The sequence below is a fragment of the Streptomyces sp. NPDC036764 genome (assembly GCF_055609385.1).
Window position 1 is genome coordinate 68,527 of sequence record NZ_JBVJPT010000013.1, and the last position, 26,015, is coordinate 94,541.

General features: G+C 69.2%; 23 protein-coding genes and 2 pseudogenes. 16 read left to right on the top strand and 9 right to left on the bottom strand.

Features of this window, described 5'->3' with window-relative positions:
• Nucleotides 1-351 precede the first annotated feature (351 nt).
• Together ACZ69Q_RS34745 and ACZ69Q_RS34750 are read right to left on the bottom strand one after the other, a co-directional pair.
• On the bottom strand, nucleotides 352-1,902 hold the full coding sequence (locus ACZ69Q_RS34745; RefSeq protein ID WP_471049842.1) for a hypothetical protein: 1,551 nt from the start codon (nucleotides 1,900-1,902) through the stop codon (nucleotides 352-354).
• Nucleotides 1,903-2,008: 106 nt separating this feature from the next.
• Nucleotides 2,009-5,017, bottom strand: a complete 3,009-nt coding sequence (locus tag ACZ69Q_RS34750) for a 3-keto-alpha-glucoside-1,2-lyase-like domain-containing protein (RefSeq protein ID WP_471049844.1) — start codon at nucleotides 5,015-5,017, stop codon at nucleotides 2,009-2,011.
• Nucleotides 5,018-5,324: 307 nt separating this feature from the next.
• On the opposite strand from ACZ69Q_RS34750, the gene ACZ69Q_RS34755 reads away from it, so the two are divergent.
• From ACZ69Q_RS34755 to ACZ69Q_RS34785, 7 genes and pseudogenes are all read left to right on the top strand, one after another.
• Nucleotides 5,325-6,218 carry a LysR family transcriptional regulator gene (locus ACZ69Q_RS34755; RefSeq protein ID WP_471049847.1) on the top strand — a complete coding sequence of 298 codons (894 nt, stop codon included), beginning with the start codon at nucleotides 5,325-5,327 and terminating at the stop codon, nucleotides 6,216-6,218.
• A gap of 207 nt (nucleotides 6,219-6,425) precedes the next feature.
• A complete protein-coding gene (locus ACZ69Q_RS34760) occupies nucleotides 6,426-8,786 on the top strand; it encodes an arylsulfatase (protein WP_471049849.1) in 2,361 nt (786 codons plus the stop codon).
• Nucleotides 8,787-8,869: 83 nt separating this feature from the next.
• On the top strand, nucleotides 8,870-9,673 hold the full coding sequence (locus ACZ69Q_RS34765) for a formylglycine-generating enzyme family protein (RefSeq protein WP_471049851.1): 804 nt from the start codon (nucleotides 8,870-8,872) through the stop codon (nucleotides 9,671-9,673).
• Between the two features lie 59 nt (nucleotides 9,674-9,732).
• Nucleotides 9,733-10,704 carry an ABC transporter substrate-binding protein gene (locus ACZ69Q_RS34770; RefSeq protein WP_471049854.1) on the top strand — a complete coding sequence of 324 codons (972 nt, stop codon included), beginning with the start codon at nucleotides 9,733-9,735 and terminating at the stop codon, nucleotides 10,702-10,704.
• A 102-nt stretch (nucleotides 10,705-10,806) separates the two neighbouring features.
• Nucleotides 10,807-11,418 (top strand): TetR/AcrR family transcriptional regulator, encoded by a 612-nt coding sequence (locus ACZ69Q_RS34775; protein WP_471049857.1) that lies wholly within the window; start codon nucleotides 10,807-10,809, stop codon nucleotides 11,416-11,418.
• On the top strand, nucleotides 11,415-11,825 hold the full coding sequence (locus tag ACZ69Q_RS34780) for a DUF6069 family protein (protein ID WP_471049859.1): 411 nt from the start codon (nucleotides 11,415-11,417) through the stop codon (nucleotides 11,823-11,825). The genes ACZ69Q_RS34775 and ACZ69Q_RS34780 overlap by 4 nt, the downstream gene beginning before the upstream one ends.
• 53 nt (nucleotides 11,826-11,878) lie before the next feature.
• Nucleotides 11,879-12,313, top strand: a pseudogene (locus tag ACZ69Q_RS34785) (hydrolase); the annotation flags it as partial.
• Between the two features lie 33 nt (nucleotides 12,314-12,346).
• Here ACZ69Q_RS34785 and ACZ69Q_RS34790 read toward each other — a convergent pair.
• Complete coding sequence (locus tag ACZ69Q_RS34790; protein WP_471049862.1) at nucleotides 12,347-12,742, bottom strand: DUF6223 family protein; 396 nt, start codon at nucleotides 12,740-12,742, stop codon at nucleotides 12,347-12,349.
• A gap of 231 nt (nucleotides 12,743-12,973) precedes the next feature.
• Between ACZ69Q_RS34790 and ACZ69Q_RS34795 the strand changes: the two genes are divergently transcribed.
• Nucleotides 12,974-14,101 carry a sensor histidine kinase gene (locus tag ACZ69Q_RS34795; RefSeq protein WP_471049865.1) on the top strand — a complete coding sequence of 376 codons (1,128 nt, stop codon included), beginning with the start codon at nucleotides 12,974-12,976 and terminating at the stop codon, nucleotides 14,099-14,101.
• Nucleotides 14,098-14,760: a response regulator gene (locus ACZ69Q_RS34800; protein WP_471049868.1), complete on the top strand. Its 663-nt coding sequence runs from the start codon at nucleotides 14,098-14,100 to the stop codon at nucleotides 14,758-14,760. The genes ACZ69Q_RS34795 and ACZ69Q_RS34800 overlap by 4 nt, the downstream gene beginning before the upstream one ends.
• 56 nt (nucleotides 14,761-14,816) lie before the next feature.
• Here the strand turns inward: ACZ69Q_RS34800 and ACZ69Q_RS34805 are convergent, their stop codons facing one another.
• The 4 genes from ACZ69Q_RS34805 to ACZ69Q_RS34820 all read right to left on the bottom strand — a co-directional run bounded on the left by ACZ69Q_RS34805 (nucleotide 14,817) and on the right by ACZ69Q_RS34820 (nucleotide 17,979).
• Nucleotides 14,817-15,203 carry a VOC family protein gene (locus ACZ69Q_RS34805; protein ID WP_471049871.1) on the bottom strand — a complete coding sequence of 129 codons (387 nt, stop codon included), beginning with the start codon at nucleotides 15,201-15,203 and terminating at the stop codon, nucleotides 14,817-14,819.
• Nucleotides 15,200-15,997, bottom strand: a complete 798-nt coding sequence (locus tag ACZ69Q_RS34810) for a metalloregulator ArsR/SmtB family transcription factor (protein WP_471049874.1) — start codon at nucleotides 15,995-15,997, stop codon at nucleotides 15,200-15,202. The genes ACZ69Q_RS34805 and ACZ69Q_RS34810 overlap by 4 nt, the downstream gene beginning before the upstream one ends.
• 51 nt (nucleotides 15,998-16,048) lie before the next feature.
• Nucleotides 16,049-16,948 carry a LysR family transcriptional regulator gene (locus tag ACZ69Q_RS34815; protein ID WP_471049877.1) on the bottom strand — a complete coding sequence of 300 codons (900 nt, stop codon included), beginning with the start codon at nucleotides 16,946-16,948 and terminating at the stop codon, nucleotides 16,049-16,051.
• Between the two features lie 173 nt (nucleotides 16,949-17,121).
• Entirely contained in the window at nucleotides 17,122-17,979 is an 858-nt protein-coding gene (locus ACZ69Q_RS34820; protein WP_471049880.1) for an NAD-dependent epimerase/dehydratase family protein, read from the bottom strand.
• 296 nt (nucleotides 17,980-18,275) lie between these two features.
• Here ACZ69Q_RS34820 and ACZ69Q_RS34825 point away from each other — a divergent pair, with 296 nt between their 5' ends.
• From ACZ69Q_RS34825 to ACZ69Q_RS34850, 6 genes are all read left to right on the top strand, one after another.
• The gene (locus ACZ69Q_RS34825; protein ID WP_471049883.1) at nucleotides 18,276-18,653 is read left to right on the top strand and encodes a hypothetical protein; all 378 of its coding nucleotides are present in this window, start codon (nucleotides 18,276-18,278) and stop codon (nucleotides 18,651-18,653) included.
• A gap of 179 nt (nucleotides 18,654-18,832) precedes the next feature.
• Nucleotides 18,833-19,474 carry a nucleotidyltransferase domain-containing protein gene (locus ACZ69Q_RS34830; protein ID WP_471049885.1) on the top strand — a complete coding sequence of 214 codons (642 nt, stop codon included), beginning with the start codon at nucleotides 18,833-18,835 and terminating at the stop codon, nucleotides 19,472-19,474.
• A gap of 247 nt (nucleotides 19,475-19,721) precedes the next feature.
• Entirely contained in the window at nucleotides 19,722-20,345 is a 624-nt protein-coding gene (locus tag ACZ69Q_RS34835) for an ATP-binding cassette domain-containing protein (RefSeq protein WP_471049888.1), read from the top strand.
• Entirely contained in the window at nucleotides 20,342-21,151 is an 810-nt protein-coding gene (locus ACZ69Q_RS34840) for an ABC transporter permease (protein ID WP_471049891.1), read from the top strand. Before ACZ69Q_RS34835 ends, ACZ69Q_RS34840 begins: the two co-directional genes overlap by 4 nt.
• Nucleotides 21,152-21,323: 172 nt before the next feature.
• Entirely contained in the window at nucleotides 21,324-21,905 is a 582-nt protein-coding gene (locus ACZ69Q_RS34845) for a phosphatase PAP2 family protein (protein WP_471049893.1), read from the top strand.
• A gap of 5 nt (nucleotides 21,906-21,910) precedes the next feature.
• Nucleotides 21,911-23,293, top strand: coding sequence for a wax ester/triacylglycerol synthase domain-containing protein (locus tag ACZ69Q_RS34850; RefSeq protein WP_471049895.1), 1,383 nt, complete (start codon nucleotides 21,911-21,913; stop codon nucleotides 23,291-23,293).
• On the opposite strand, the gene ACZ69Q_RS34855 is transcribed toward ACZ69Q_RS34850, so the two are convergent.
• Together ACZ69Q_RS34855 and ACZ69Q_RS34860 are read right to left on the bottom strand one after the other, a co-directional pair.
• The gene (locus ACZ69Q_RS34855) at nucleotides 23,244-24,314 is read right to left on the bottom strand and encodes a polyprenyl synthetase family protein (RefSeq protein ID WP_471049897.1); all 1,071 of its coding nucleotides are present in this window, start codon (nucleotides 24,312-24,314) and stop codon (nucleotides 23,244-23,246) included. The genes ACZ69Q_RS34850 and ACZ69Q_RS34855 overlap by 50 nt on opposite strands.
• An 88-nt stretch (nucleotides 24,315-24,402) precedes the next feature.
• Nucleotides 24,403-25,479 (bottom strand): polyprenyl synthetase family protein, encoded by a 1,077-nt coding sequence (locus ACZ69Q_RS34860; protein WP_471049900.1) that lies wholly within the window; start codon nucleotides 25,477-25,479, stop codon nucleotides 24,403-24,405.
• Nucleotides 25,480-25,756: 277 nt separating this feature from the next.
• On the opposite strand from ACZ69Q_RS34860, the pseudogene ACZ69Q_RS34865 reads away from it, so the two are divergent.
• A pseudogene (locus ACZ69Q_RS34865) lies at nucleotides 25,757-25,996 on the top strand (IS1380 family transposase); the annotation flags it as partial.
• Nucleotides 25,997-26,015: the final 19 nt, after the last annotated feature.

Below are 26,015 nucleotides of genomic sequence, written 5' to 3' on the forward strand. Positions count from 1 at the left end.
CCCGGGGCAGGCGTCTCGCGGCCCTGGTGGCCAGGCCGTAGAGGGCTGCCCCGATGGCGGCGGACGCGCCAGGAGCGGTGTCTTGACGGCTCATGCTCGAAGCATAGCGTTTTTATATTCATAGTCTATGTAAATGGTCGACTGCGCTGTGGTGCCGCCAAGGAGAGTGACCCCGGATCTCTCAAGACTCCCGACAGAGTCGCGGAGAGCCTCTTCGGCAGAGGTGGAACCGTCGACTCGAAGTGCTGGGCGAGGACCCGTTCGGTGATCCCCACCGTCCCTCCGAGCCGCGAATCGAAGTGGCCACCTACCCCGAAGTTGCGGCCGAGCAGGTAGAGCTCAGAGAAGGACTCATGGTTCGAACCTCACCGGTGCCACTGTCACCCCCGGCTCGCCCATGAGCTTCGTCATCACGGCGGGCGGCAATGAAGGGTTGGCGGCTGCCGCCTCCGCCACCTCGTCGTCGTTGTCGGTGAGGAGTTCGGTGATGACGGGTGGGGGCAGATTCGGGTGCGCGGCAGCCAAGGGGCGGGCTTTCGGATCGGTCAGGCAGGCCAGCAGCGCGGGGGCTGAGGCGTGGGGGTGCCGGGCGACTTCGCGGAAGACCTTCCGCACCGGTGGCCGGTGCCTGGTCAGTTCCTCCAGCAGGGTGGGCGAGGCGTCCGGGTTGGCCGCCACTTTGGCGACCACCTGGACCGCATGGCGGGCGACCATGGCGCGCAGGCGCGTCTCGGAGAGACCCGGGTGGGGTGCGACGGACTTGGCGACCTTGGTGTCGGGGTCGGCGGCGAGCGTGTCGCGGATCGCGGGCGGAAGGTCGCGTCGTTGGGCCAGGAGCATCCGTACGGCAGGCTCGGGTGATGCGGCCAGTTCCGCGGTCTCGGCCGGGGAGGCGGCGGCGATCCGCGGCAGCAGGGTGGGGCCGATCCTGGTCACGCGGGCCAGGTCGGCCAGCACGTCTAGCGGCACGTTCGGGTTGTGGGCCAGTCTGCGCTGCACGTCGTGGCCGCGGTCGTTGGCCAGCGTACGGATGAGGGTGGCGTCGATCGCGGGGTTCTCGGCGAGGTCGGCCCGGACCCCGGGGACGGTGTCCTTGGCGAGGTGTGCGCTCACGGGCGGGGGCAGGTCGGGTCGGGTTGCGAGGGCGCTGCGCAGCAGCATGGACGGGTGGTCGGCGAAGGCGACGGCGGCGTCGACCGGGGTGGCGGGGTTGAGCAGCGCCATGCGCTGGATCTCGTGCACGGTCGACTGGTGCGAGCCGTCGCAGGCGGCGCCCGCGGGCAGATCGCAGTGGGGCCGCTGGCAGGACCACTCGTGCACGAACGGCGTCTCCTCGCGGTCGCAGACCTGGCAGCGCCGCGCCGGCGGGAGCCCTTCGCCGGTGATCAGCATCGCCAGCACGGCCGGTGGCGTCGAGTCGTTGGCCGCAGCCGCGCGGCGGACCTCGGCGTGCGGGTGCCGGGCGAGCCTGGCGGCCGCGTCGGGGGTGGTCCACAGTGCGAGTTCCGCGACCACCTGGATGTCGGGGTCGGCAGCGAGTGTCCGTACGACGTCGGGTGGCAGGTCAGCGCAGGCGGCGAGCTTCTCCCGGCACCGGGTGATCGGGTGGGTTGCGAGAAGGGGTGTCCATTCCTGCCGACCTGCCCCTTCGTCGAGGAGGGCGAGCGCGGCGTAGGGCTGGCCGGCGGGATCGATGTCGTCGGCGGTCAGCCGGCCCTCGTATACCAGGTGGACGGCGATCTCCTCGCTGCGGGCGGCAAGCGTGGTCAGTTGTGCAGGAGTGAGGTCCGTGCGTGCGGCGAGTTCGCTGCTGAGGTCGGTGTCCGCGATGGTGATGAGCGGGTCGATCAGTTCGGCAGGCAGGGATGGGTTGGCGGCGAGTCCGCGCAGGACGTGGTTCACGGGCACATCCTGGTCGGACTCCCGGTGGATGGCTCGTGGATTTCGAGGGGAAGGCGCGCCCACGGTCTGCGTGGGCGCGCCCCCTTTCCTCGCGGTTCTGGTTTTTTCAGTTCAGTGGCTCCACCCAGATGTTGCGGTAGCGCACCTTGTTGCCGTGGTCCTGGAGGCGGATGGCCCCGGCCGAGGGCCCCTCCGACGCGCCACCGCCGGTCGGGCCGTCGATCGCGATGTCGTCGTGGACCTTCGTCCCGTTCCAGACGACCGTGACCCGCGCGTCGGCCGTCTTAGTGCCGTCGGCGTCGAACCGGGCTGCTCGGAAGGTGATGTCGTACGTCTGCCACGTCTCCGGCGCTGTGGCCGCGTTGACGTCCGGAGCCTTCTTCAGATAGATCGCGCCGGCTTCGTTCGTGTCGAGCGTCGTGTCACCGAAGGAGTCGAGGATCTGAAGCTCGTACCGGTCCTGGAGGTAGACGCCGCTGTTGCCGCGGTCCTGGCCGGTCACGTCGTCCGGCAGGAGCGGGACGCGGAACTCCACATGCAGTTTGAAGTCCTGGTAGGCGTCCTTGGTGCGGAGGTCGCCGCAGCACACCTCCATCGACTGTTCGTCGGTCAGCGGCCATTCCACGGATCGTCCGTCCGTGTGCTGCCACTGCCCCTGTGACGCGGCGGTGCCGTCGAAGAGGGATACGCGGGTGCCGTGCGGGCGGACGGTGATCAGGTCCAGGTTGACGTGGCCTGTGTCGCCGGAGTCGAAGCGGTAGGCGATGGTGTTCTGCCCCGCGCGGAGAGTGACCCGTTCGGTCTGGGTCGACCAGGTGTCCCAGTTGCCGGTCGAGGCGAGCTTGGTCTGTCTCAGTTTCTGCCCGTTGGCGTACAGGGAGAGGGACTTGGTGCCCTGGAAGGGGTTGGGTCCGTTGGAGTAGCGCAGGTTCACGTCGTAGTCGCCGGCCTTCGGGACGGTGACGTCGAAGGTGGTGGCGGCCTTGCCCTCGGTGCCGTAGCGATCGACGAAGCCGCTGCCGGAGTAGCCGGTGTGGTCGGTGTTGATGCCGGCCGTGCCCGTCAGCCGTGCCTCCTCCGCCTCGTACTGCGTCGCGGGTGGCGGCTGCTTCCCCGGCAGGGCGTTGAGCGTGTACCAGGCCTCCGTGCTCCACAGCGCCTCACCGGACGCGGACGCGAAGGGGCGTGGTGAGCGGACGTGCACGACGCGGCCCGGCTTGAGACCGTCGAGGCGCAGCGAGACCGTGCGCCCGTCGTCGGAAAGGGTTGCCGAGCGGACGTCGAGCCGCTGCTCGGCGATCTTCGGCCCGCCGTAGTCCGAGGTGGGGGAGTAGCGCCACTGTTCGGCCTGGTACCGGGAGGCCAGCTTCTCCGCGGTGGTCTCGGACAGCGGCTGGGTGTACTCCAGGTCGAAGCCGCCGGGGACGGCGCGCATCTCCTTGATGTCGAAGGTGTTGCCGCCGTTGGGCGTCAGCTTCTGCAGGCCGAACTTCAGCTTGCCTTCCTGGCCCCAGTTGCCGTCGGCGCCGAGCCCGCCCGCGTAGATGGCACCGTCCGGGCCCATGGTGATGCGGTTGACGCCGGCTTCGAGTCCCTGCGTGTAGCGGAACACCGCGCCCTGGTACTGGCCCTTCACCTTCTCCAGATAGGCGCGCTGGAGCCCGCCGTAGGTGACGTCACCGAGGAGCATCTGCCCGGCGAACCGGCCCTTGGTCAAGTACAGCGGTGTGCTGGGGGAGTTGGCGATCTCGTTCTGCGGAAGCCACAGCACCGGTTCGGCCACCGGGCGGTCGTCGAAGGGGCCCGAGGGCTCGGTGTAGTGGTTGAAGAAGCGGTTCTGCTTGATGTGGACGAGCTTGGACGCGGGCAGCCAGCCGCCTTGGTTGTCGGTGGTGAAGATGTCGCCGCCGGGGCCCCAGCCGATGCCGTTGGGGGTGCGCAGGCCGCCCGCGATCGGCTGGATCTTCCCGGTCTTCTTACTGATCTTGTACGTGGTTCCGCGGCCGGGTGCCGGCTGCGGAGTCGTGGTCGCGCCGCCGTAGTTGATGGCGACGGACAGGTTCACGTAGAAGTAGCCCTCGCGGTAGAGCAGTCCGAAGGCGAACTCGTGGAAGTTGCCGCCGTAGGGCCAGGTAGCGACGGTGCGGTGCTCGTCGGCGATGAAGTCCCGGTTGGTGTCGACCAGTTGAGTCAGCTCGTGCTTCTGCGACACATACAGCGAGCCGTCGACGTACTTGATGCCCATGGGCTCGCGCAGTCCGCTCGCCACCTTCTGCACGGTCACCTTGTCGCGACTCGTGGTTCCGGTGACGTTGTCGAGGAGGTACGCCTCGCCCGTGGTGGTCTGTGAGCCGCCCCAGGTGGTGATGGCCAGGCGCCCGTCCGGCAGCCAGTCCATGCCGGTGACCTGAGGCTCGAAACCGTCGGGGCGGAGGTCGGTGAGGGCGAGGTCGGGGCGTACGTCGGTCAGGGGCAGACCGTCGCCCGGGCTGTCGGCTCCCGACTCGCACTCCTTGCGGCCCGGGGCGGTGACCCGCACTACCCCGGCGTCGGTGCTCAGTGCCTCGCTCGGCACGGTGGTGAAGTCGTTCGCCGACGGAGGCTTCCAGGCCAGTGCGAGGCGCTGCTCGCCGCCGCGTTCGAAGTAGTCGATGCGGAACGGGTGGGATCCTGCGGTGAGTTGGAGGGATCCGTCCTTCGGTTCGGCGCCGTGCAGTCCGTCGTGGTCGATGACCGTCCGGTCGTCGATGGTCAGTCGCGAGCCGTCGTCGCTGGTCAGGCGGAAGGTGTAGGACCCGTTGTCGGGAATGACGAGGTAGCCGGATACCTGGGCCGAGAAGTTGTCGGCGAAGCCGCCGAAGTCGCCGGTCGTGGACCAGTCCACGGTCGGCATCAGCTTGTCGTGGTTGGGGGTCTGACCCGGCTTGAGCGTGCACAGCTTGCTGAGCGGGACCTGGGTGTCGAACACCCGCAGGGTTACTCCCGGTTCCTGGGGTGTGATGTCATCGGGGGCGGCGGCGGACGGGGGCGCTGTCCACACGCCCCCGACGAGGAAGCTGCCGAGGAGCAGGGGGGTGAGCCGTCTTCGGGCACGGCGGAACAACCGTTGAAGCATCGGTCCTCCAGAACGGACCGGAGGCCGCCGGATTGCACTCCGGTCGAGATACCCGCTGCGCGGGGGCGCGCAGAGGTGGTACTCGTGCGGTTGCGCCGATACCGTAGGGGCCTTTTACCGAGCGCGTCCAGACTTTGTCATCAGCGAGTTCAAAGTCCGATCGGTGACCAGGCCCTGCATCGGATCGCCGTCCGATGCAGACTGTGCCTGCTGCCTGCTGCCTGCTGCCTGCTGCCTGCTGCCTGCCTGCCGTCCGCCGGCGTGTGCGGTGGTCCTTGGACGCGCGCGGAAATTCGACGGAGACCCGATGGAACGACGTCAACTGGAGTACTTCATCGCCGTCGTCGAGCACGGCGGTTTCACGGCAGCGGCCAACGCGCTCCATGTCGCGCAGCCCTCGCTGTCGCATGCGATCCGAGCCCTGGAACGCGAATGCGGCGGGAAACTGTTTCATCGGCTGGCGCAGGGTGTCTGTCTCACCCCGGCGGGTGAGGCGCTGGTGCGGCCGGCCCGGCAGGTCCTGCGCGACCTGTTCACGGCGAGTTCCCTGGTACGGGAAGTGCTCGGGCTCAGCGGTGGTCGGCTCGACATCGTTTCGCAGACGACCCTTTCGGTCGACCCCCTGGCCGACATGCTGGGCCGCTTCCACCGCGCGCATCCGAAGGTCAGTGTGCGCGTGGTCGATCCGGAGCAGGGGCCTGCCGTGGGGCACATGGTCATGGCCGGGCAGTGCGAACTCGGCCTGGTGGACGCCTCGGTGCCCACGGCGGACCTCAGTGGGATCGACCTGCCGGAGCAGGAGATGCATGTGGTGCTGCCCGCCGACCACCCGCATCCGGCGGGCGACACCATCACCTCACGTCAACTGGCGGCGCTCGACCTGATCGTGACTCCCCCGGGCACCGAGACCCGGGCGGCGGTCGACGACGTGTGCACCGCCCTGGGTGTCGCACCGCGCATCGCGGTGGAGACCGCGCACCGCGCGATGATCGTGCCGCTGGTCCTGTCCGGTGTCGGCGCCGCCGTGCTGCCCGCTTCCATGGCCCGGGACGCCGCACTGCGCGGAGCCCGGATGCTGTCCCACCGCCCGCGGCTGCTGCGCCACGGCCGACTGGTCTGGCGGTCGGGCCAACTGTCCCCAGCCGCCCAGGCGTTCGTGGACCTGACGTCCTCACCCGCCCGGGACGCACATATCCAGTAGGTATAGAAAATCTCTACCGCCTTCATTCAAAACCGGTTCACGTGAATTCAAGCGACCTCGTTGACCGGCCCTTGCGACGACTGACACCTTGACTGCATCGCAGGTAGGGGCATTTCCGAGGCTCCCGATAACACCCGTGCATCGCCGGTTGTCAGGCTGCGAAAAGAGGGTGTGATTTCCCGCCGGGCCACCGAATCGGAGAATTGAATGACTGAGTTCGACGCGGGACGGCACGTACTTCCGCGGCCGGATACCCGCCGGCCGCCGACGGTCGCGATGGACGTACACGACCAGGAGACCCCCTTCACCCCCATCGGCCCGGTCCCGCCGCCCGAGGGCGCCCCGAACGTGGTGATCGTGCTCGTCGACGACCTCGGGTTCGGCACCTCCAGCGCGTTCGGCGGACCGTGCGAGATGCCGGCCGCGGAGCGGCTCGCGGACAACGGGCTGCGCTACACCCGCTTCCATGTCACGGCCCTCTGTTCGCCCACCCGCCAGGCCCTGCTGACCGGACGCAACCACCACTCGGTCGGCATGGGCGGCACCACCGAGATGACCACCGCGGCCCCCGGATACAACGGGTTCCGGCCGCGCAGCGCCGCGACCATGGCCCAGATCCTCCAGGGCAACGGCTACAGCACGGCCGCCTTCGGCAAGTGGCACCAGACCCCACCACGCGAGATCAGCCCGGTCGGCCCGTTCGACCGCTGGCCGACGGGGGAGGGGTTCGACACCTTCTACGGGTTCATGGGCGCCGAAATGAACCACTGGTACCCGCTGCTGTATCAGGGCACCACCCCGGTCGAGCCCGATCGCCGGCCCGAGGACGGCTACCACCTCTCCGAGGACCTCGTCGACCACGCCATCGACTGGGTCCGCACCCAGCGCACACTGACTCCGGACCGGCCGTTCTTCGCCTACCTGGCGCTGGGCGCCGCACACGCCCCGCTGCACGTCGGCCGCGCATGGCAGGAGAAGTACCGCGGACGGTTCGACCACGGCTGGGACCGGCAGCGCGAACTGACCCTCCAGCGGCAGCGGGAACTCGGCGTCGTTCCTCCGGAGACCGAACTCGCGCCCTGGGCCGAGGGCGTGCCCCACTGGGACGAGCTCAGCGACAACCAGCGCCGGCTGTCGGCCAGGTTCATGGAGACCTTCGCCGCCTTCACCGAACACGCCGACGTCCAGGTCGGCAGGTTCGTCGACGCGCTCGAGGAACTCGGCGAACTCGACAACACGCTCTTTCTCTACATCCTCGGGGACAACGGCGCCTCGGGCGAGGGCGGCATCGAGGGGACGATCGTCGAGCACCGGCTCGGGCACGGCGTGGTGGACGACCCGGACGAGATGATCGACCACCTGGACGAGATCGGCGGACCGCTCAGCTACCCGATCGCACCGGCCGGGTGGGCACTCGCCCTGAACACCCCCTACCAGTGGACCAAGCAGGTGGCCTCGCACTTCGGCGGCACCCGTGACGGCATGATCCTGCACTGGCCACGCGGGGTCTCTGAGCGTGGCGGACTGCGCCACCAGTTCTCGCACGTGATCGACGTACTACCGACGATCCTCGACTGCGCGGGAATCCCGGCGCCGTTCAGCGTGGACGGAGTGCCCCAGCAGCCCATCGAGGGCACGAGCATGCAGCGCACGCTCAGCGACCCCGCCGCGACCGAGCACCGCCGCACCCAGTACTTCGAGATGTGCGGCAACCGGGGCATCTACCACAACGGCTGGATGGCGGTCACCCGGCACGGCATCCCCTGGGAGATGGTGCCGGACAAGGACCGGCGGTTCACCGATGACGTCTGGGAGCTCTACGACATCGACCACGACTGGAGCCAGGCACGCGACCTCGCCGTCGAACATCCCGAGAAACTGCGGCGGTTGCGGGATCTGTTCCTGATCGAGGCGGCGAAGTACCAGGTCTTCCCCCTCGACGACCGGGTCACGGAACGGGAGAACCCCGCCGTGGCGGGCCGTATCGACCTGCTCGGCGGGCGGACGTCCATCACCTACCGCGCGGGGATGCGGCGGTTCACCGAGGAGACCACCCTCAACGTGAAGAACCGCTCGCACAGCGTCACCGCGGACGTCGAACTGCCGGACACGTACGCCGACGGCGTGATCATCTCCCAGGGCGGCCGATTCGGCGGCTGGAGCCTGTACATCACCGGCGGCAGGCCGGCCTACGCGTACAACTACTTCGGCATGACCCTGTACACCGTGCGTGGCGCCGAACCTCTGACGCCCGGCCGACACGAGATCCGGCTCGAATTCGCCTACGACGGTGGAGGGCTCGGCAAGGGCGGAACCGGCGTACTCCTGGTGAACGGGGAGAAGCACGCGATCGGGCGGGTCGCGCGGACCATCCCGTACTACTTCTCCTTCGACGAGACACTCGACGTCGGAGTCGACCTGAGCACCCCGGTGACCGACGACTATCCCGCCCTCGACAATGAGTTCACCGGCACCATTCACACGGTGCGCATCGACCTCGACGACCTGAGCGCCGCGTCGTCCGAGTTCGACGGGGGACTGCACCGACGCGTGATGGGGGCGCAGTGAGCTGTTGCACGCCGTCCGGCGGGCGGGCAGCGGACCGGCCCCAGCCCCGGCCGTCCTCCGTGCGGCAGGCCACACCCGAGGGCATGGTGGCCGTCCCCGCCGGCCCGTTCCTCATGGGCAGCCAGGACGAACTCGCCTATCCGGCCGACGGTGAAGGCCCGGTGCGCACGGCGGACGTCGACGCCTTCTGGATCGACGCCTGTACGGTGTCCAACGCACAGTTCGCGCAGTTCGCCGCCGACACCGGGTACCGCACCTCCGCCGAGCGCATCGGCTGGTCGTTCGTCTTCGCCGGGCTGCTCCCGGACGACTTCCCGCCCACCCGGGCGGTGGCCGCCGCCCCCTGGTGGCGTCAGGTCGAGGGCGCCGACTGGCGCTGCCCCGACGGATCGCACTCCACCTGGGACACCCGGCCGGATCATCCCGTCATCCATGTCGACTGGGGCGATGCCCAGGCCTACTGCGCCTGGGCCGGCAAACGCCTGCCCACAGAGGCGGAGTGGGAGCGCGCCGCCCGAGGGGGCCTGCATGCGAAGGTGTTCCCCTGGGGCGACGAGTTCGAGCCCGGTGGGCACCCTCGGATGAACGTGTGGCAGGGCGAGTTCCCGGACCGGCACCCCACGGCCGACGGCTGGTACGGCACCTGCCCCGTCGACGCCTTCGCACCCAACGGCTTCGGCCTGTACAACGCCACCGGCAACGTCTGGGAATGGTGCGAGGACCCGTTCTTCCCCTCCCGCGGCGGACAGCGGCGCGTCACCAAGGGCGGCTCCTACCTCTGCCATGCCTCCTACTGCCGCCGCTACAGGGTCGCCGCGCGGCAGGGCCTGTTCCCGGACTCCGCGACCGGCAACGTGGGCTTCCGGTGTGCCCTGGACATGACCTGACCTCTCTTCACTCCACCATCCGCACGGCGTGAGACGCCCGGCGCACAAGGAGCAGGACCATGGCACAACGAGCGAGAAGGTGGCGCCCCGGCGCCGCGGCGACGGCCGTACTCGGCCTCACCCTGACCGCGTGCAGCGGGGCGAAGATCGGCGAGGACACCGCCGGGTCGGGCGGAGGTCCGGGCGAGTGCGGCACCTTCAACCTCGCCGTCAGCCCGTGGGTGGGCTACGAGGCCAACGCGGCGGTCATCGCCCACGTCGCGGAGCAGGAACTCGGCTGCAAGGTGGTCCAGAAGGACCTCAAAGCGGAGATCGGCTGGCAGGGCTTCGAGACGGGCGAGGTCGACGCCATCGTGGAGAACTGGGGCCACGACGATCTGAAGAAGAAGTACATCACCGAGCAGAAGACCGCCGTCAACCTCGGCCCGACCGGCAACAAGGGAATCATCGGCTGGTACATCCCCCCGTGGATCGCGAAGAAGTACCCGGACATCACCGACTGGCAGAACCTCGACAAGTACGCCGCGAAGTTCAAGACCTCCGAGTCGGGCAGCAAGGGCCAACTCCTCGACGGCGACCCGTCGTACCAGACCAACGACGAGGCCCTGGTGAAGAACCTGGAACTGGACTTCAAGGTGGTGTATGCGGGCAGCGAGACCGCCCTGCTCCAGGCCTTCCGGGACGCGGAGAAGAACAAGAAGTGGGTGATCGGCTACTTCTACGAGCCACAGTGGCTCTTCTCGGAGGTACCGCTGGTCCACATCGACCTGCCCAAGCACACGGCGGGCTGCGACACCGATCCCGCGAAGGTCGCCTGCGACTATCCCGAGTTCGACCTCGACAAGATCGTCAGCACCCGTTTCGCGAAGAGCGGCGGCCCGGCCTACGAGTTGGTGAAGAACTTCACCTGGACCAATGACGACCAGAACACCGTCGCCCGATATATCGCGCTCGACAAGATGACACCGGAGGCGGCAGCGAAGAAGTGGGTCGCGGCGCATCCCGAGAAGGTGAAGGCCTGGCTCGGGTAGGCCCCGATCACCCGGTCAAGTCGACCTCCGAGTACGGGAGAAGAGAGCGGAGTGAGGACTCACTCATTGACGGAGTGAGTCCTCACTCCGTACTCTCGCGTCATGACAACACCTAAGGAGAACCAGACCACCCGCCGCCGCGCCCCCGCCATGTCGCCGGAGCAGCGCCGCGAAATGATCATCCAGACCGCGATCCCGCTGATCGCCGAGTACGGCGCCGCGGTGACGACCGCGAAGATCGCCCGCGCCGCGGGCATCGGCGAGGGCACGATCTTCCGGGTCTTCGCCGACAAGGACGAGCTGCTGCAGGCCTGCGTGGCCGAGGCACTCTCCCCCGAGCACGCGGTCCGCGAGCTCGACGCGATCGACGTATCGCTGCCGCTGCCCGACCGGCTCGCGGAGGCGGCCGAGGCGCTGCAGGCGCACATGTCCAGGATGGGCGCGATCCTCGGCTCGCTGGGGCACCGCGGCGGCAAGCACCCCGGCACGGTGCGCGGCGCGGGCCGCGAGGAGTCGACGACCCGTATCCGCGCGGCCCTCGCGGAGCTGCTGGAGCCCGACGAGGCCGCTTTGCGCCGACCGCCGGAGCAGATCGCGGCCCTCTTCTTCGGGCTGCTCTTCACCCAGCCGCGTACGGAGGACGAGCCCGACCTGACCCCTCTGGAGCTGGTGGAGGTCTTCCTGCACGGGGCGCTCTCGGTGGACGCCAAGTGAGCGCGCGGAGAAGGCGCCTGGGGGTTACAGCCCTGGCCGTCCTGGCCCCCGTTTTGGTGTGGCTGGTCGCGGACCCACTGCTGGGGCATCGGCTGCGGATCGCCGACGGCGAGCAGACCCTCGACATCGGCGCCGTGCCGGTAGCGGTCGTCGCACTGCTCGCGTCGCTCTTCGGCTGGGGACTGCTGGCCGCCCTGGAGCGGTTCGGGGCGCGGCGCGCCCGCGCCATCTGGACCGCGATGGCCGGCGCCGTACTGGTCGTGTCCTTTCTGCCGTTCATCGGCGACGGCATGGACGGCGGCACCCGGGTCTCCCTCGCTCTGATGCACCTGGCGGTGGCGGCGGTGCTGATCCCGGGGCTGGGCGGCAGGTCCCCCGGGACGGGAGCCGGTGCCGCCAGGGGGTGACTGCCAGCACCAAGTACGCCGCGAACCGCGGCACGGTACGCCGCTGGCTGACGGACCTGCCCTCCGGCGACCCCGGGTCGGGCAACTACTGGATCAACGACGACGGCCGTTCCAGCGGCAGCGGCACGGTGACGTACCGGGGTGCCTGGAATTCGGGCACCGGCTGCGCGGCGCAGTGCTTCTGGAGCGACGACCACTGGAGTGACCGGGCCGGCAACACCGCGACGTTCAACTTCACCGGCACCAGGATCGCGTTGCTCTCCGTGAAGGGCACAGGGAACGGCATCGCCGGCATCCGCGTCGACGTGGGCGCCGAACAACGCGTCGACTTCCACGGAGCGATCCGCACCGGTGAGACTCTCCAGTATCTCAGTCCACGCCTGCCGTACGGCGCCCACACGCTGGAGGTCCGCGTCACCGGGGAACGCAACTCCTCCTCCGGGGCAGCGTTCGTGAGCGTGGACCGCGCCGAGGTCTACACCGACTGACGGTCCCCCCGGCGGGGCACCGAGTGGCGCTTGTCAGGTGGACCCGAGCTCCCGCTCGCGCTCGATGCGGTCGGCAGCCGGCTCAGCGCGTCGGGAGCGGGTGAGAGCGCGCAGGCCGAGGGCCAACGCAGTCAGCCCCAACGGGATGGCGACGACGGCTCCCACGATTCCGTTGCCGGTTCCGGGACCTCCACTGGAGGTGGCCAGATGCAACGCCGCGAGGGCCGTACCGATCAGTCCCACAGCCATGGCTGACATGGCCCCGGTGTGCGCGTTGCCGGTGCTGATGCGGCCGGCGACGCGGGCCAGGGCAAGCCAGCCGACGATCACGCCGATCAGCCCCACCCCGAGGGCCAGGTTGGCCCCCGTCCTCCCGTCGCCGATGACTCCGCCCTCGGCGGCGACCGTCAGGACATGTGCTGCGCTCATGCCACTCTCCTCCTTCGTGCGTGGCGAACTCCGAGGTTCCGCTGTGCCTTGAGCGTGCCTGTCGGACGCATTGCCGGGCGTCCGGCGAGCGTGGTCTCTTCGGACTGCCGTCGACACGGCAGTCGACTGCTGCGGATGCGGCAGGCTGCGGGCATGTACCGCGGCTGTGGTAGCCGGCCGCTCGTCCGCGGGTGCGACCCGCCCTCAGTCGCGTCGGGCTAGGGTGCCCGCATGGACACACGGCGTTTTCGTGTCCCGGCCGGTGCAATGGACTGGGCGCTTGCCGTCGGTGTGGCGGCCTTGCTGCTGGGCACCGGATTGTCCGGGCAGCACCCTGCCGGGGTACCCGGGCTGCTCGGTTCCGTGCTGCTGGCAGCCGGCGGTCTGGCACTGGTCGGGCGCCGCAGGGCCCCGATCGCCGTGCTCGCCGTCACCGGCCTGTGCGCGGTGGGGTACGAGGCGGCCGGCTTTGAAGTGCTGGCCGTCTCGTACCTGGTTGCGGTGTACGGCGCCGTGCGGGCAGGGCACCGTGTCCTCACGGTGGCGGTTTCCGTGTCCCTGCTCGTCGTCCTCCCACTCACGGCTCTGGTTTTCCGCGAAGGGCCGGCGCGCGAAGGGTTCGCGCAGGCCCGGAACGTACTCGAGATCGCCTGGTTGATCGCCGCGTTCGCCGCCGGGGAGGCGCTACGGCAGGCCGAGCGGCGGGCGGAGGAAGCGGAGCGCACGCGCGAGGAGACCGCGCGGCGCCGCGCCGACGAGGAGCGGCTGCACATCGCCCGGGAGCTGCACGACTCCCTCACCCACCAGATCTCGGTCATCAAGGTGCAGTCCGAGGTCGCCGTCCATGTGGCGCGCAGGCGCGGAGAGCAGGTACCCGAGACGCTGCTGGCGATCCAGGCGGCCGGTCGGGAGGCGACCCGAGAGCTGCGGGCGACGCTGGAGGCCCTACGCGACGACGACACAGCCCCGCCACGGGGCCTCGAGCATGTACCGGAGCTGGTGGAGCGTGCCCGTTCGATGGGCCTGGACGCGACGCTGACAATCGAGGGGCAACGGCACGACGTGCCGGCCGCGGTGGGCCGGACCGCCTACCGCATCGTCCAGGAGGCGCTGACCAACACGGCCCGGCACGCCTGTGCCACCACCGCGACGGTCCGGATCCGACACCGGCCCGACGCACTGTCGATCCAGGTCGACGACGACGGCAAGGCCACCCCCGATGACGCCCCGACCCCAGGCCTCGGGCTGCTCGGCATGCGCGAACGCGCCACCGCCCTCGGCGGCCGACTGCGCGCCGAACCACGCGCCGAGCACGGCTTCACCATCCAGGCAGAACTCCCCGTGGAACGAGCATCATGATCCGTGTCCTGCTGGTCGACGACCAGGCACTCATCCGCAGCGGCTTCCGCGCACTGCTCGACCTCGAGGACGATATCCAGGTGGTCGCCGAAGCCACCGACGGCGAAGAGGGTTTGGCGCTCACCCGGGAGCTCCTGCCCGACGTCGCGCTCATCGACATCCGGATGCCGGTCATGGACGGCATCGAGGCGACCCGGCGCATCGCGGCGGACCCGGCCCTGACCGGCGTGCACGTCGTCATCCTGACCAACTACGGCATGGACGAGTACGTCTTCGAAGCCCTGCGCGCCGGCGCTGCCGGGTTCCTGGTCAAGGACATCGTGCCGGAAGACCTCCTGCACGCCGTACGGGTCGCCGCCCGCGGGGACGCCCTGCTCGCCCCGTCCATCACTCGCAAGCTGATCCACCGGTACGTCACCCAGCCCCTCCCCATCGCCACCGACGCCGCACTTGCGGAGCTGACCAGCCGCGAACGAGAGGCCGTCGCCCTGGTCGCACAGGGCCTGTCCAACGACCAGATCGCCGACCGCATGGTGATCAGCCCGATGACCGCCAAGACGCACGTCAACCGGGCGATGGCCAAACTCCACGCCCGCGACCGTGCTCAACTCGTCGTCCTCGCCTATGAGTCCGGCCTGGTCGCCCCGAACAGCCCTTGACATGCGGGTAGCGGTGCCGACCTCGCGGCGGCGGAGACGGGGGAGCGTGCGTCCGATCAGGCTTGGCGGGCGGGCTGGAACAGCTCGATGAGGTTGCCCGCCGGGTCGGCCAGCAGGATCTGACGTCCTCCGGGACCGGCGACGACCTCACTGCGGAAGGTGAGACCGGCGCCGCGCAGCCGATCGATCTCGGCGTCGAGGTCGTCGTAGCTGAGGTGGATGCGGTTGCCGCCGGCGCCGGCCGCCTCATCCGGGGTGGCCCGGGCACCCGAACTCGCCGGGCCCGACAGCAGCAGCCGCAGCCGGCCACGGATCACGTCGGCAAAAGCGGGGGGAACGCTGGAGTGCAGCGTGAACCCGAGGTGGGTGGTGTAGAACTCGGCAGCGGCCTCTACGTCATCGACGAGGTAGCGGACGCTGACGTATTCGTCGTGGGCGGTCATGGCTCGGACCTCGCAACGGTCTCGGGGATGTTCAGGACCGGCATCAAGTACCTGATACGGGTGTCTATGTCTGTCGCCGCATGCTGAAAGGCCGCGTAGCCGACCTGGCCGGTGTCATCCACGGCGCTCGGGTCGGCCATGCTCCAGTGGACCTGCCGCGGACCGAACCGCGGGCAGACCTCGCGAGCCTTGTCGCACAAGGTGATCACGTGGTCGAAGCGGCGGCCGGCCAAGGCGTCGACGTGCTGGGTGCGCCCACCGGCGAGGTCGATGCCGAAGGACTCGCGCAGCACCCGGACCGCATGCGGGTGCAGGTGCGGTTTGGGGTTGGTGCCCGCACTGGCCGTCGTCACGCGGCCGGAGGTGTGGTGACGCAGCAGGGCTTCGGCGATCGGCGAGCGGGCGCTGTTGCCGGTGCACACGAAGAGCACCGCGGCACGGTGGGATGGTGGTCCGGCGACCGGGTGACGGGGGAGTACGGGGTCCTGGCGCAACGCCGGATGCAGGGCGGCACCGCTCGCTGCCAGCTCCTTCGCGCAACGCTCAAGGTCGAGGCGGTAATAGCTGTCCCGGCCGTCGTAATTGCTGCGCCTTGCCGCGACCAGGCCGCCGTCGCGCAGCAGCCGCAGGTGGTACGACACCAGGTTCTGTGGCTCCCCGACGCGTTCCACCAGTTCACGGACCCGATGGTCGCCGTCGGCGAGTTCTGTCAGCAGCCGCCAGCGCAGCGGATGCGCAGCCAGCCGGATGAACTGCGGCGGGGCGATGGTCACGTCCCTGGGGTCGGATCCCATATACCCAAGGTACATCAAATGAGATTGATGTACCTGGTAGGGAAGAGCGCCCTAGTCGGCCGATGATTGCCGTGCTTCGGCGTGGGGCGCGGCCAGAGTGGCTGCTGCCGCCTCGGTGAAGTCGCGGATGAGGGGGGACCGGCGGGCTGCCACCCACGCCAGGGCCACTTCGTTGCGGGCGATGTCGGCCACGCGCAGCGGGAGCACGTCCGGTCGGGTGTAGAAGTTGGCGGTGGAGAGCGGGAGCACGCAGATGCCGGCTCCGGCGGCCACCAGCTCAAGCTTCTCCTCCACCTGGTGGATCGCCGGAACCTCGGGGCGTTCCTCGCCCTGCAACTCCAGTGCCACGTCACGCCACTCGGGAACGGCGTTCGGGTCCTGGAGCAGATGCTCGGCAGCGAGGTCCTTGACCGCCACCGATCGCCGGTCGGCCAAGCGATGCCCCACGGGGACCATGACGACCCGGGGTTCCGTGAAGAGGGGGCGCATCTCCAGGCCCTGCCGGTTGATGGGCAGCCGCACCACGCTGACATCGGCCCGGCCGTCGAGGAGCACCTCTACCTGGTTGGCCCAAGTGGTGCGCAGCAGGCGCACATTGACGCCGGGATGGTGCGCGGTGAAGGCGATCATGGCTGGGGTGACGGTGATGCCGGGCATGAAACCGATGGTGAACGACTGCGTGCCTTGAGCTGAGGACTTCACTCGCCTGACCAGGGCCTGGGCCGAGGCGAGCAGGGGGACGGCGTCCTCCAGCAACTGCTCACCGGCCGGAGTGAGCAGAGTTCCGCGGCGGCCGCGGTCGAACACTTCCGCCCCGAGGTCGTCCTCCAGGCTGCGGATCTGCCGGGACAGCACCGGCTGCGCGATGTGCAGTCGCTCGGCGGCCCGCCCGAAATGAAGTTCCTCGGCCACCGCTACGAAGTACCGGAGCTTCCGCAGATCAAGATCCACCCGGGCTCACCGCTCACTCTGTCGCCACGGCATACCTGGTCAGGCGGCCGTTGTGGATAGCGACTGCCTCGGCGCTCAGGCGGCGGGCGCCCGCGGCAGTCGATCACCAATTTACCGTGCGAGCGCGAGGGGCCCTCGCGGACTCTCAACCGTCTGTGCACATCCGGACCCGCTCAGCCATGGCCGAGGACGGTCAGGGGGTCTGTGTGGGCGGGGACCCATCCCAGTTCGGCCCGGGCGCGGGCTGGTGTGAACTGCTGGTCCAGGGCGAAGGCGTCGGCGATCGGACCCATCCGCTCACGGGCCTGCTCCAGGCTGATCGATACGACCTTGCCGTCGATGCCTGCCGCCCGGCTGAGGGCCAGCGCGCAGTCCTTGGCGGTGGGGTTCACGCCGCCGACCCCGACATACACCGCGCCCGGCTCGGCCTTCAACGACGCCACGTACAGCTCCGCGATGTCGTCGATGTGCACGAGGGGCCAGTGGTTCTCCCCGTCACCGATGTAGGGGATGGCGCCCGCTTCCTTGCCGGGGCCGGTGTAGAAGAGGTCGATCAGGCGGTTTTCGCCGCCGTAGAGCAGGCCGGCCTGAATCAGGACGGGCCGGCCGCCCTGCTGCGCCCGCCGGAGAACCGCTTCCTCGACGGGCTTGCGCCAGGCGACCAGGGACGGCGGATTCCAGGGGGCGGTCTCGTCGGCCACGCCCCGGGTGTCGCCGTAGACCCAGGTGCCGCCCGTGTGCACGTAGGGGCCCGTGCCGATGCCGTCCTGCATGGCGGTGGCGGCGGCCAGGTCCTCGTCACCGGTCTCGGCCTGCGCCAGGTGTACGACCGCTTCCGCGCGGGCTGCCGCGGCGTTGAGGACGCCGAGGTCCGCCAGGCCGCCGGGCACCGGAGTCGCTCCGAGGGCCCTGACCGTCTCGGCGGCCCGGTCGCTGCGCGCCAGGGCCTCCACGGCGTGACCGTGCCGGATCAGCGCGCTGATCGTCGCCTTGCCGATGTATCCGGATCCGCCGGTGAGGAAAACCCTCATGATCCTGTGTCCTGTCTGTCGGTGGCTTGCCTTGCCCTCACAGCCTCCGCCCGGCGATGGCGCGCCGTCCAAGACCTCTTATGCCGCCTGTGATACCCGTTGGGCATCACGGATGCACCGGCTGCCGGCATGACCAGATGCCAGTCGCCTACGATGAGGACTGAGGGCTTGATCACCGTGATCCAGCCTGATCGCATCCACCCGACGGCAGGATGTGATGGGGGAGTTGCGTCTCGGTGGCCGCAGCGGGCTCATCAGAGAACTGATCTGCGTGGGGGAGACGATTGAGGACGCAGTTGAAGCTGACCCGAGACGACGACGCGTTCATCGCCCGGCTCGCACCCTCCCAGGCGTCTGCGATGTATGAAGCGTTGAGTCTTCTGCGGGAGTGGGACCTCGGTGATCTGAAGCTGACACTGCTGGTCGGCGCGGACCGTAAGGCGGTCGACGCACTCCTGGAACGCCTTGCCGGACCGCACGCGGCATCACGTGACTTCCGGTTCGCCGCGGCGGAACTCCACATGGTGCACAGCGCGTTGACCGCCGTGCCCACCATGTTCCTCGTGCGCGATGGCGTCTTCGCGGAGGAGCCGTTCCATATCCGGCTGGGCTTCTACCGAGAGAACTTCGACGTTCTGGCGCATGCACTCGTCCAGGCTGCGTCCGAGGCGTGACACGCGTCGGAAGCCACCGGGCGAACGCGAACGGGGCGTCCCCTGGCGGAGCGAGGTCCGCGGCGTACCCAAGTGCCGCCGCACGCGCATCGGACGTGCCTCAAACTGATCGGTAGCCCGTTGGGCGAGCTGCTCCTGATCTCTGAACTACCAGTTCAGGAAGGCAGTACGTTGGTCCGATGACCGATTCCCTGCTGCCCGGCGGCGTCGTCCTTGATGCGGATGAATTGGATGCTCGGTGGGAGGGCGCCTGGGGGCCGGAACAGGTTGCGGACCGGTTGGCTGGGGTCAGTGTGCCTTGGTGCGTCGCGGCAGGGTGGGCGCTGGACTTGTTCCGCGGAGGGCAGTCGCGACCCCATGGTGATCTGGAGATTGCGGTGCCCGCTTCGGGGTTCGCGGAGATTCGCGACCGCTTCCCGGAGTACGTGTTCGACGCGGTGGGCTCGGGACGGGTCTGGGCCGGTGCGGGAGCTGAGGTGCTCGCTGCCACGCACCAGACCTGGCTGCGGGATCCGGTGAGTGGTCAGTTCCTGTTCGATGTCTTCCGCGAGCCGCACGAGGGCGGGACCTGGATCTGTCGGCGGGATGAGAGCTTGCGGCTGCCGTACGACGCGATCATCGAGCGGACGGCAGTCGGCATCCCTTATCTGGTGCCGGAGCTGGTGCTGCTGTTCAAGGCGAAGGCGGCACGGCCCAAGGATCACGCGGACTTCGACGGGGTTCTGCCCCTACTGAGCCCGGCGCGGCGCGACGTTCTTGGCGGGTGGCTGACGCGTGTTCATCCCGGACATCCCTGGCTGGAGAAACTGGCGAGGCGCTGACGCAGATCCTGCCTGGGGAACGCGACGGACGAGCTGTGAGCCTCAAGGCGGCGTTGCCACAGACGCGTTCGTGTCCTGTGGCCTGCTGCGGTCGTTGCCTGACTGGGCCGCTGTCCCTGCGGCCCGGGCACCTGCACCACTTCCGTCAAGGAGGGAGGTGCCGGCCCGGAGGAGGGGAGTCTGTGATTGCTCAGGCGGGGTTTCCGGGGTGTGTGTGGACGGTGGTGAGGTGAGCGCGCTGGGTCCAGTGCTTCGTGTCCAAGATGTGCGCAAGGGCTACCGGCATCGTCCGGTCCTGCGGGGGGTGTCGTTGGAGCTCTGTCCGGACCAGTTGGTGGGAATCGTCGGCGAGAACGGTGCGGGCAAGAGCACCTTGCTGCGCATTCTGTCCGGGGATCTCGCCGCTGACAACGGCGTGGTGGAGCGGACAGGGCTGATGGGTTGTTGCCCCCAGGAAGCCATCCTTCACCCAGCCCTCTCCGTTGAGCAGCACCTGCAGTTCTTCCGCACCGCCTACGGGATCAGCAGTCTGACCAGGGCCTTCGAGTTGCTGGAGCAGTTGAACTTCAGCGACTACCGGCACGAACGGGTGGAGGCACTCAGCGGTGGCACACGCCAGAAACTCAACCTGACCCTCGCTTTGATGCACGACCCGACGGTGCTGCTCCTGGATGAGCCGTACCAGGGCTTCGACTGGGAGACGTACCTGCGGTTCTGGGACCTGGCCGCGGCTCTGCGGGACCGGGGCTGCGCCGTGCTGGTCGTCTCCCACCTCGCCTACGACGCCTCCCGCCTGGACGCCCTGTATCGGCTTCAGGCGGGCGTGCTCCGGCAGACGGACCAGGCCGGACCGGAGGCGGTGCCGGTATGACGCGAAGGTCCTGTTTCCGTACGGCCTTGCGGTTCGCGCTGATCGAGCAGGCCCGTAACAGGCTGGCGCTGCTCCTCGTGCTGCTGTTCGTTCCGCTGTGGACCACGCTGGCGTTCACGGTGGTGGCCCGTACCCCCTTGCGGTTCAGGATCCGGTCGGTCGGCCGCACGGTGGTCATGGACGGCAACACCCTTCTCCAGATCATCGGCGCGCTGCAGGCGCTGTCCCTCGTCATCGCTTTCATGATGTTCGTCGCCACAGCCCGCTCCGCACACTTCGACCAGCGCCTGGTGCGCGCCGGATACCCCCGCTCCTGCCTCGCGCTCGCCAAGTGCACCGCGCTTCTTCTGGTCGCGGCGGTGGTCGCCGCCTACACCACCGTCTGGATGTGCCTGTTCTGGAGCCCTGAGCAGCCGCTGGTGATCGCCGCGGGCATGTTCACCGGCGCACTGACCTACGGCGGCGTCGGCATTGTGCTGGCGGCCGTGCTGCGCAGTGAGCTGGCCGGCATGTTCCTCGCCATCATGATCAGCTCCATCGATCTGCTGCTGCAGAACCCCCTGATCAACCCCAATGCGGACAGCCCCGTGGTGGGTTTCCTGCCGGCCTACGGGGCGGTGCAGACCTCGGTGGCCGCCGGTGGACTGCGGTTGGTGCCGTGGAGCAGCGTGCTGCTGGGCGCGGGGTGGGCCGTGGGCATGGCGGCGCTGGGCATGGCTGCATTCGCCGTCCGGACTCGCACCCACCGCTCGGGCATGGTCCAGGGATCGGCAGCGGGCAGCGCACACACCGCGCCGGTCCCGTGACCGGCTCGGTGAAGACGTCGTTTCGATCATGACGGCCGCGTATGGCGGCAGCACTACCGGTGAAGGGCGCGGGCTTTCAGTGGCGTCGGAACAGAGCACCTCGGCTTCGGCCATTTCAACGGTCGTATCAGCCGCTCGGCCTGGCCGTACACACCTGGCAGCGGGGGACGTCGTGCCGCGTGCTGAGGCGCGTTGGGCGTGGCTGCTCAGCGACGGCGGCGAGCCGCGGAACTGGATTGCGGTCCTGGCCCCGTTGCTGGGCTGGCACGGCGACGGATGGGCCGGCATCGGCTGGGGGCTGGTCGCGGCGGTGTTCACCGTGGTGCTGCCCACGCTGATCCTTCGGTTCGGTGAGCGCCGCCAGTACTGGGGCGACCGGCATGTGCGGCGACGGCAGGACCGCATCGTGGCCGCCCCGGGGGTGATGGCCTCGGTGACCACCGGCGCCGCACTGTTGTACGGCCTGGGCGCTCCCGCCGAGGTGACGGCCCTGGTGACGGCGATGCTCGCCGTCCTGCTCGTCCTGCTGGTGATCACCTTCTTCTGGAAGGTGTCGGTGCACTCCGCCGTCGCCTCCGGCGCCACCGCCATCCTCGTAACGGTCTTCGGCCTATGGATGCTCGTACTGGCTTCCTTGGTGATGCTGATCGGCTGGTCCCGTGTCCGGCTGTGCTGCCACACCGCCGGCCAGGTCACCGTCGGGGCTCTGATCGGTGCGGCAGTCGGCGCGCCCCTCTACATGCTTCTGGGGTGATGGACATGATCCGGTTTCCCGATCCGAGCCCTGCCGATCTCGTCATGGTCAAGGCCGAACAACTCGCGCAGCACCCGGATGCCAATGCGACGGTCGGGGCGTTGCTGCACCTGACCGGCGCGGTACCGGACCTCGCCGGCCTGCGAGGCCACGTCGCCGCCCGCCTTGACGGCCTGCCCTGTCTGACCCACGTCCTGAGCGGTGACGGACCGGGAGCCCGCTGGGTGGCTGCCGTCCCGGACATGACCGGGCACATCCGCTCCCAGCAGGTCGGCGGCGGGCCGGCATCTGCCGAGGCGGCTGTGCGGGGCCTGCTGAGGGAACCGTGGCCGAGGCAGGCTCCGGCCTGGCGCATGGTCTTGCTGCACGGTCACGTGCCCGACGGGTTCGCTCTGCTGTATCTCACCCACCACGCCGTCCAGGACGGCGCCAACATCGCCAGCGTCTTGGAAGCGCTGTTCGGGCCGCGGCTGCTGTCAGAACAGTTCTCCGCACTCGCCCGGGCCCTTCCCCCAACTGCCCGGCCGAGTCTGCGCCAAGCCGCGCGCAGCACCGTGACGCTGCTGCGCCACGCGCGCAGCCACCACCTGTGGCAGTCAGCGTCCCATCCGCTGTCCAGCCGCCGTCACACGCTGTGGGCCCAGGCGCCCTCCGCCTGCCTGCGCAGCGCGGCCCGAGCAAGCGGAGCCAGCACCAACGACGTCTACCTCACCGCCCTGATCCACGCGATCACCCAATGGGCCGAAGGCGCCTGGCCTCGCGCCGCCGGCCCGGCGTTCCCCGTGATGGTTCCGGTCAACCTGCGCACGCCCGACGAAGTGGCAGCGCCCGGCAATCGCCTGAGCCTGACCTGGATCACTCTTCCCGGCGGCACCATGCCGGTGGGCCAGCGGCTGGCACGCGTGCGGGACCTCACCCCTGACCTGAAGTCCGCCGGACACAGGGCGGTGCTCCGCGCCGCCCTCACCCGCCTGCCCTGGCGGCTGGTCCAGTGCCTCATTGCCGCGAGCACAGCCCCAGGCCGACTCACCGTCTGCGCGTCCTATCTCGTGGTGCGCCAGAGTCTGCGTTACGGCATGGCGGCCGTCCACCGCATCGACCCCATCATGTGCTGCCCGCCCGGCGTGCCCATGGCCGTCGCGGCCGTGACCTACGGCCACACCACCAGTGCGTCCTTCCGCATCGACACCGCTCTCCCCGGCGCCGACAGCCTGCCCGAACGCTGGCGGCAGGCCCTCGCAGACCTGGCGACCGAGGCGTCGTCGGCCGCGGCCGTTGATCCCGCGCCCGCCGGGGGCACACTCCTCAGGCCGGCCCCATCCGTTCTCGGTTCTCTGTTCACATGGCTCGCTCGACGCTCAACAGGGGCACGCGTTCGAAGAAGATGACCGCCTCCTCTTTCCACCGTGACCGCCAGCCGGCGGCCACCGCGGACGCCTGCTCCGCACAACGGCCCATCTCCGCCCGCATCTTGACCGCCACACCGCGGCGTTCGCCGATCTCCCGAAGGGCGGTGATGGTCTCCGGTGTGCAGGACGGGTCACCGAGCGCCGCTTCCACCACGCGGCGCTCGGCCTCGTCTACGGAAGCCAGCAGGGCGTGAACAACGTAGCTGTGCTTCCCGTCGCGGATGTCGGTACCGGTCGGCTTGCCCATGGTGGCCGCGTCTCCAAAGAGGTCCAGGTAGTCATCGCGCATCTGCCCGCACATTCCCACCAGCCGCGCATACTCGCGCAACTCCCGCTCATACAGCGCCGGCTGCTCGCCCGCGGCCAGGAGCCCGAGCTGCATGGGCGCGAGGATCGAGTAGCGGGCGGACTTGTAGTCGGCCACGCAATGCAGGATCTCCTCGTCGGGAGTGGCCGTGAAGTCGCGTTCCAGGTCGATGATCTGGCCCATGTGCGTGTCGGCTGCCGCCCGTGTCTGCACCTCGACCATGGCCTGTCGCAGCGCCACGGGCACCTTCGCGTCGAGCAGCACCTGCAGGGACAGGGCGAGGGCGAGGTCGCCCGCGATCACGGTCAGACCCAGGGCTTTCTGTGCATGCTCGGGGAACCGCTCACGGTAGGCGTAGTAGGTGGACGGGCCGCCACGGCGGATGGGACTGTCGTCGATGAGATCGTCGTGCACGAGGCCATGGGTCTGCAGCAGCTCGATGCTCAGCGCCGCGGCGTCCAGTCCTTCGACCGGCTGATCCGTGACCAGGCGTGCCGCCTCACGCAACAGGACGGGCCGCATCCGCTTCCCGCCCCGCAAGGACAACTCCCTCAGCAGCCGCAGGCACTGAGGGGTGAACCGGCTGAACGGCGGTGCATCCAGCCCGGCGCTCAACGTGTCGAAGTACTCCTCGAAGAGCGTGTTGAACCAGCGCTCGTAGGCAGCGATGCGATCCAGTATCTGCTCATTCATCGTGAGTTCCTCCTGCTAGAGCTCGGGTACACCGCTCATGGCGCGCCACAGCGGTGTCCGGTGCTCCGGGCACGCGGCCGCAGCGCGGTCATGAGGTGTACTGGGTTGCGGTGACCGCCAGGCCGCGCAGGGCACAGTCCGCAGCCAGCGGAAGATCGGCCGCGTCCAGGACCCGCAGCACCTGTCGGTATCGGGAAGCGATCATCTGCTCGGTCTGTTCCTGCGCCCCGGTTGCCTGCAGGATGCTCCGGATCTCCGCTGCTTCACGCTCGCCCAGGTCGGCCCGGCCCACCAGTCGGTGGAGCCGTTCACGCTGGACCTGGTCGGCACGCTGCAGACCCAGCGCCAGCAGAACGGTCCGCTTGCCCTCCCGCAGATCGCTCAGACCCGGCGCGCATGATCCGTCCGAGCTGCCGAAGACGTCCAACAGGTCATCCCGTAGTTGGAAAGCTTCCCCCAGCGGCAACCCCACCCCGGTGAAGACATCCATCACGGTCTCACGAGCCCCGGCGACGGCAGCCCCTAGCTGAAGAGGCCGCTCGATGGTCGCGGTGGCAGTCTTATAGCGGATGATGTGCAAAGCTGCTGCGACATCGTCGGCACCACGACCGGTACCCATCACATCCTGGTACTGCCCGTACATCACCTCTTCCAGCATCGCGTCGTACAGATGGTGAACCCACCGTTGTTGCCCGGGATCCAGCCGTGCGGTGTGCAGTAGTTCCTGCGCCCACATCAGTGCGAGGTTGCCCACCAGCAGCGCACCGCCCGCACCCAGCCGCTCGGCCCGCTCGTCCGCTCCCAGCCGCGCACGCATCACGCGGTGGACCGCGGGTCGGCCGCGGCGGCTTGCCGAGTCGTCGATGATGTCGTCGTGGATGAGCGCGAAGGCCACGAACAGCTCCAGCGACGCCGCCACCCGCACCGCCGACGTCGCATCCCCCTGCCCGCCGGCGGCGTGCCAGCCCACCACACATAGCAGCGCCCGGATCCGCTTCCCGCCGGCTGCCAGGAAGTCCCGCACGGTCTGCACCACCTCCGACGGATGACCCCTGTCGGCTGCCGCCCGAGCCTTCTCGGCCAGGAAGTCCTCAAGTACTGCCTCGACCTGACGCTGCACCGCACGCAGATCGATCGCTTGCGCGTCGACCACTCCCGAAGTCACCGATTCACCCCTACCAGCCGGGCAGGGTGCGCCCCCATGGGTACGAAGGGGGGCACGCGGTAGCTGCGTCCTGTAGTGGTGCTCTGACGGCAACCGGGGCCGTTGGCCGGCCGCGTCACCCATTTGGTCTGCATGATCCGTCCAACGACGCAGGCCGCTGAAGAGCACGCGCGGTCCGGTCCTCTCCCGGACTTCGACGAGCGGCAGGAACCGACACAGGCGGCCCCGGTCCAATTCCCCATCGCATCCCTCGTGATAGCCGACGAGGGAGCAGAACACGAACGCAGAGCGCGTCTGGCTGGAGATCGTGCAGATCGCTCTCGACCTGCCGGCCTGGATGCCGATGTTCGCCCTGAGGGGCAGGGCGGCCCGCCTCTGGGAACCCCGCCGCCTGTGACTACGCCTCTTCACCACGGCCGGCCGACGCCGCATCCTCCGCCTCGCCGACCACGTGCCCTGGAGTTGCGAGATCACCAGCGCCCTGGAACAACTCGCACTCCTACCGAACCCCGGCTGAACAGCAGGTTCACCTGCCC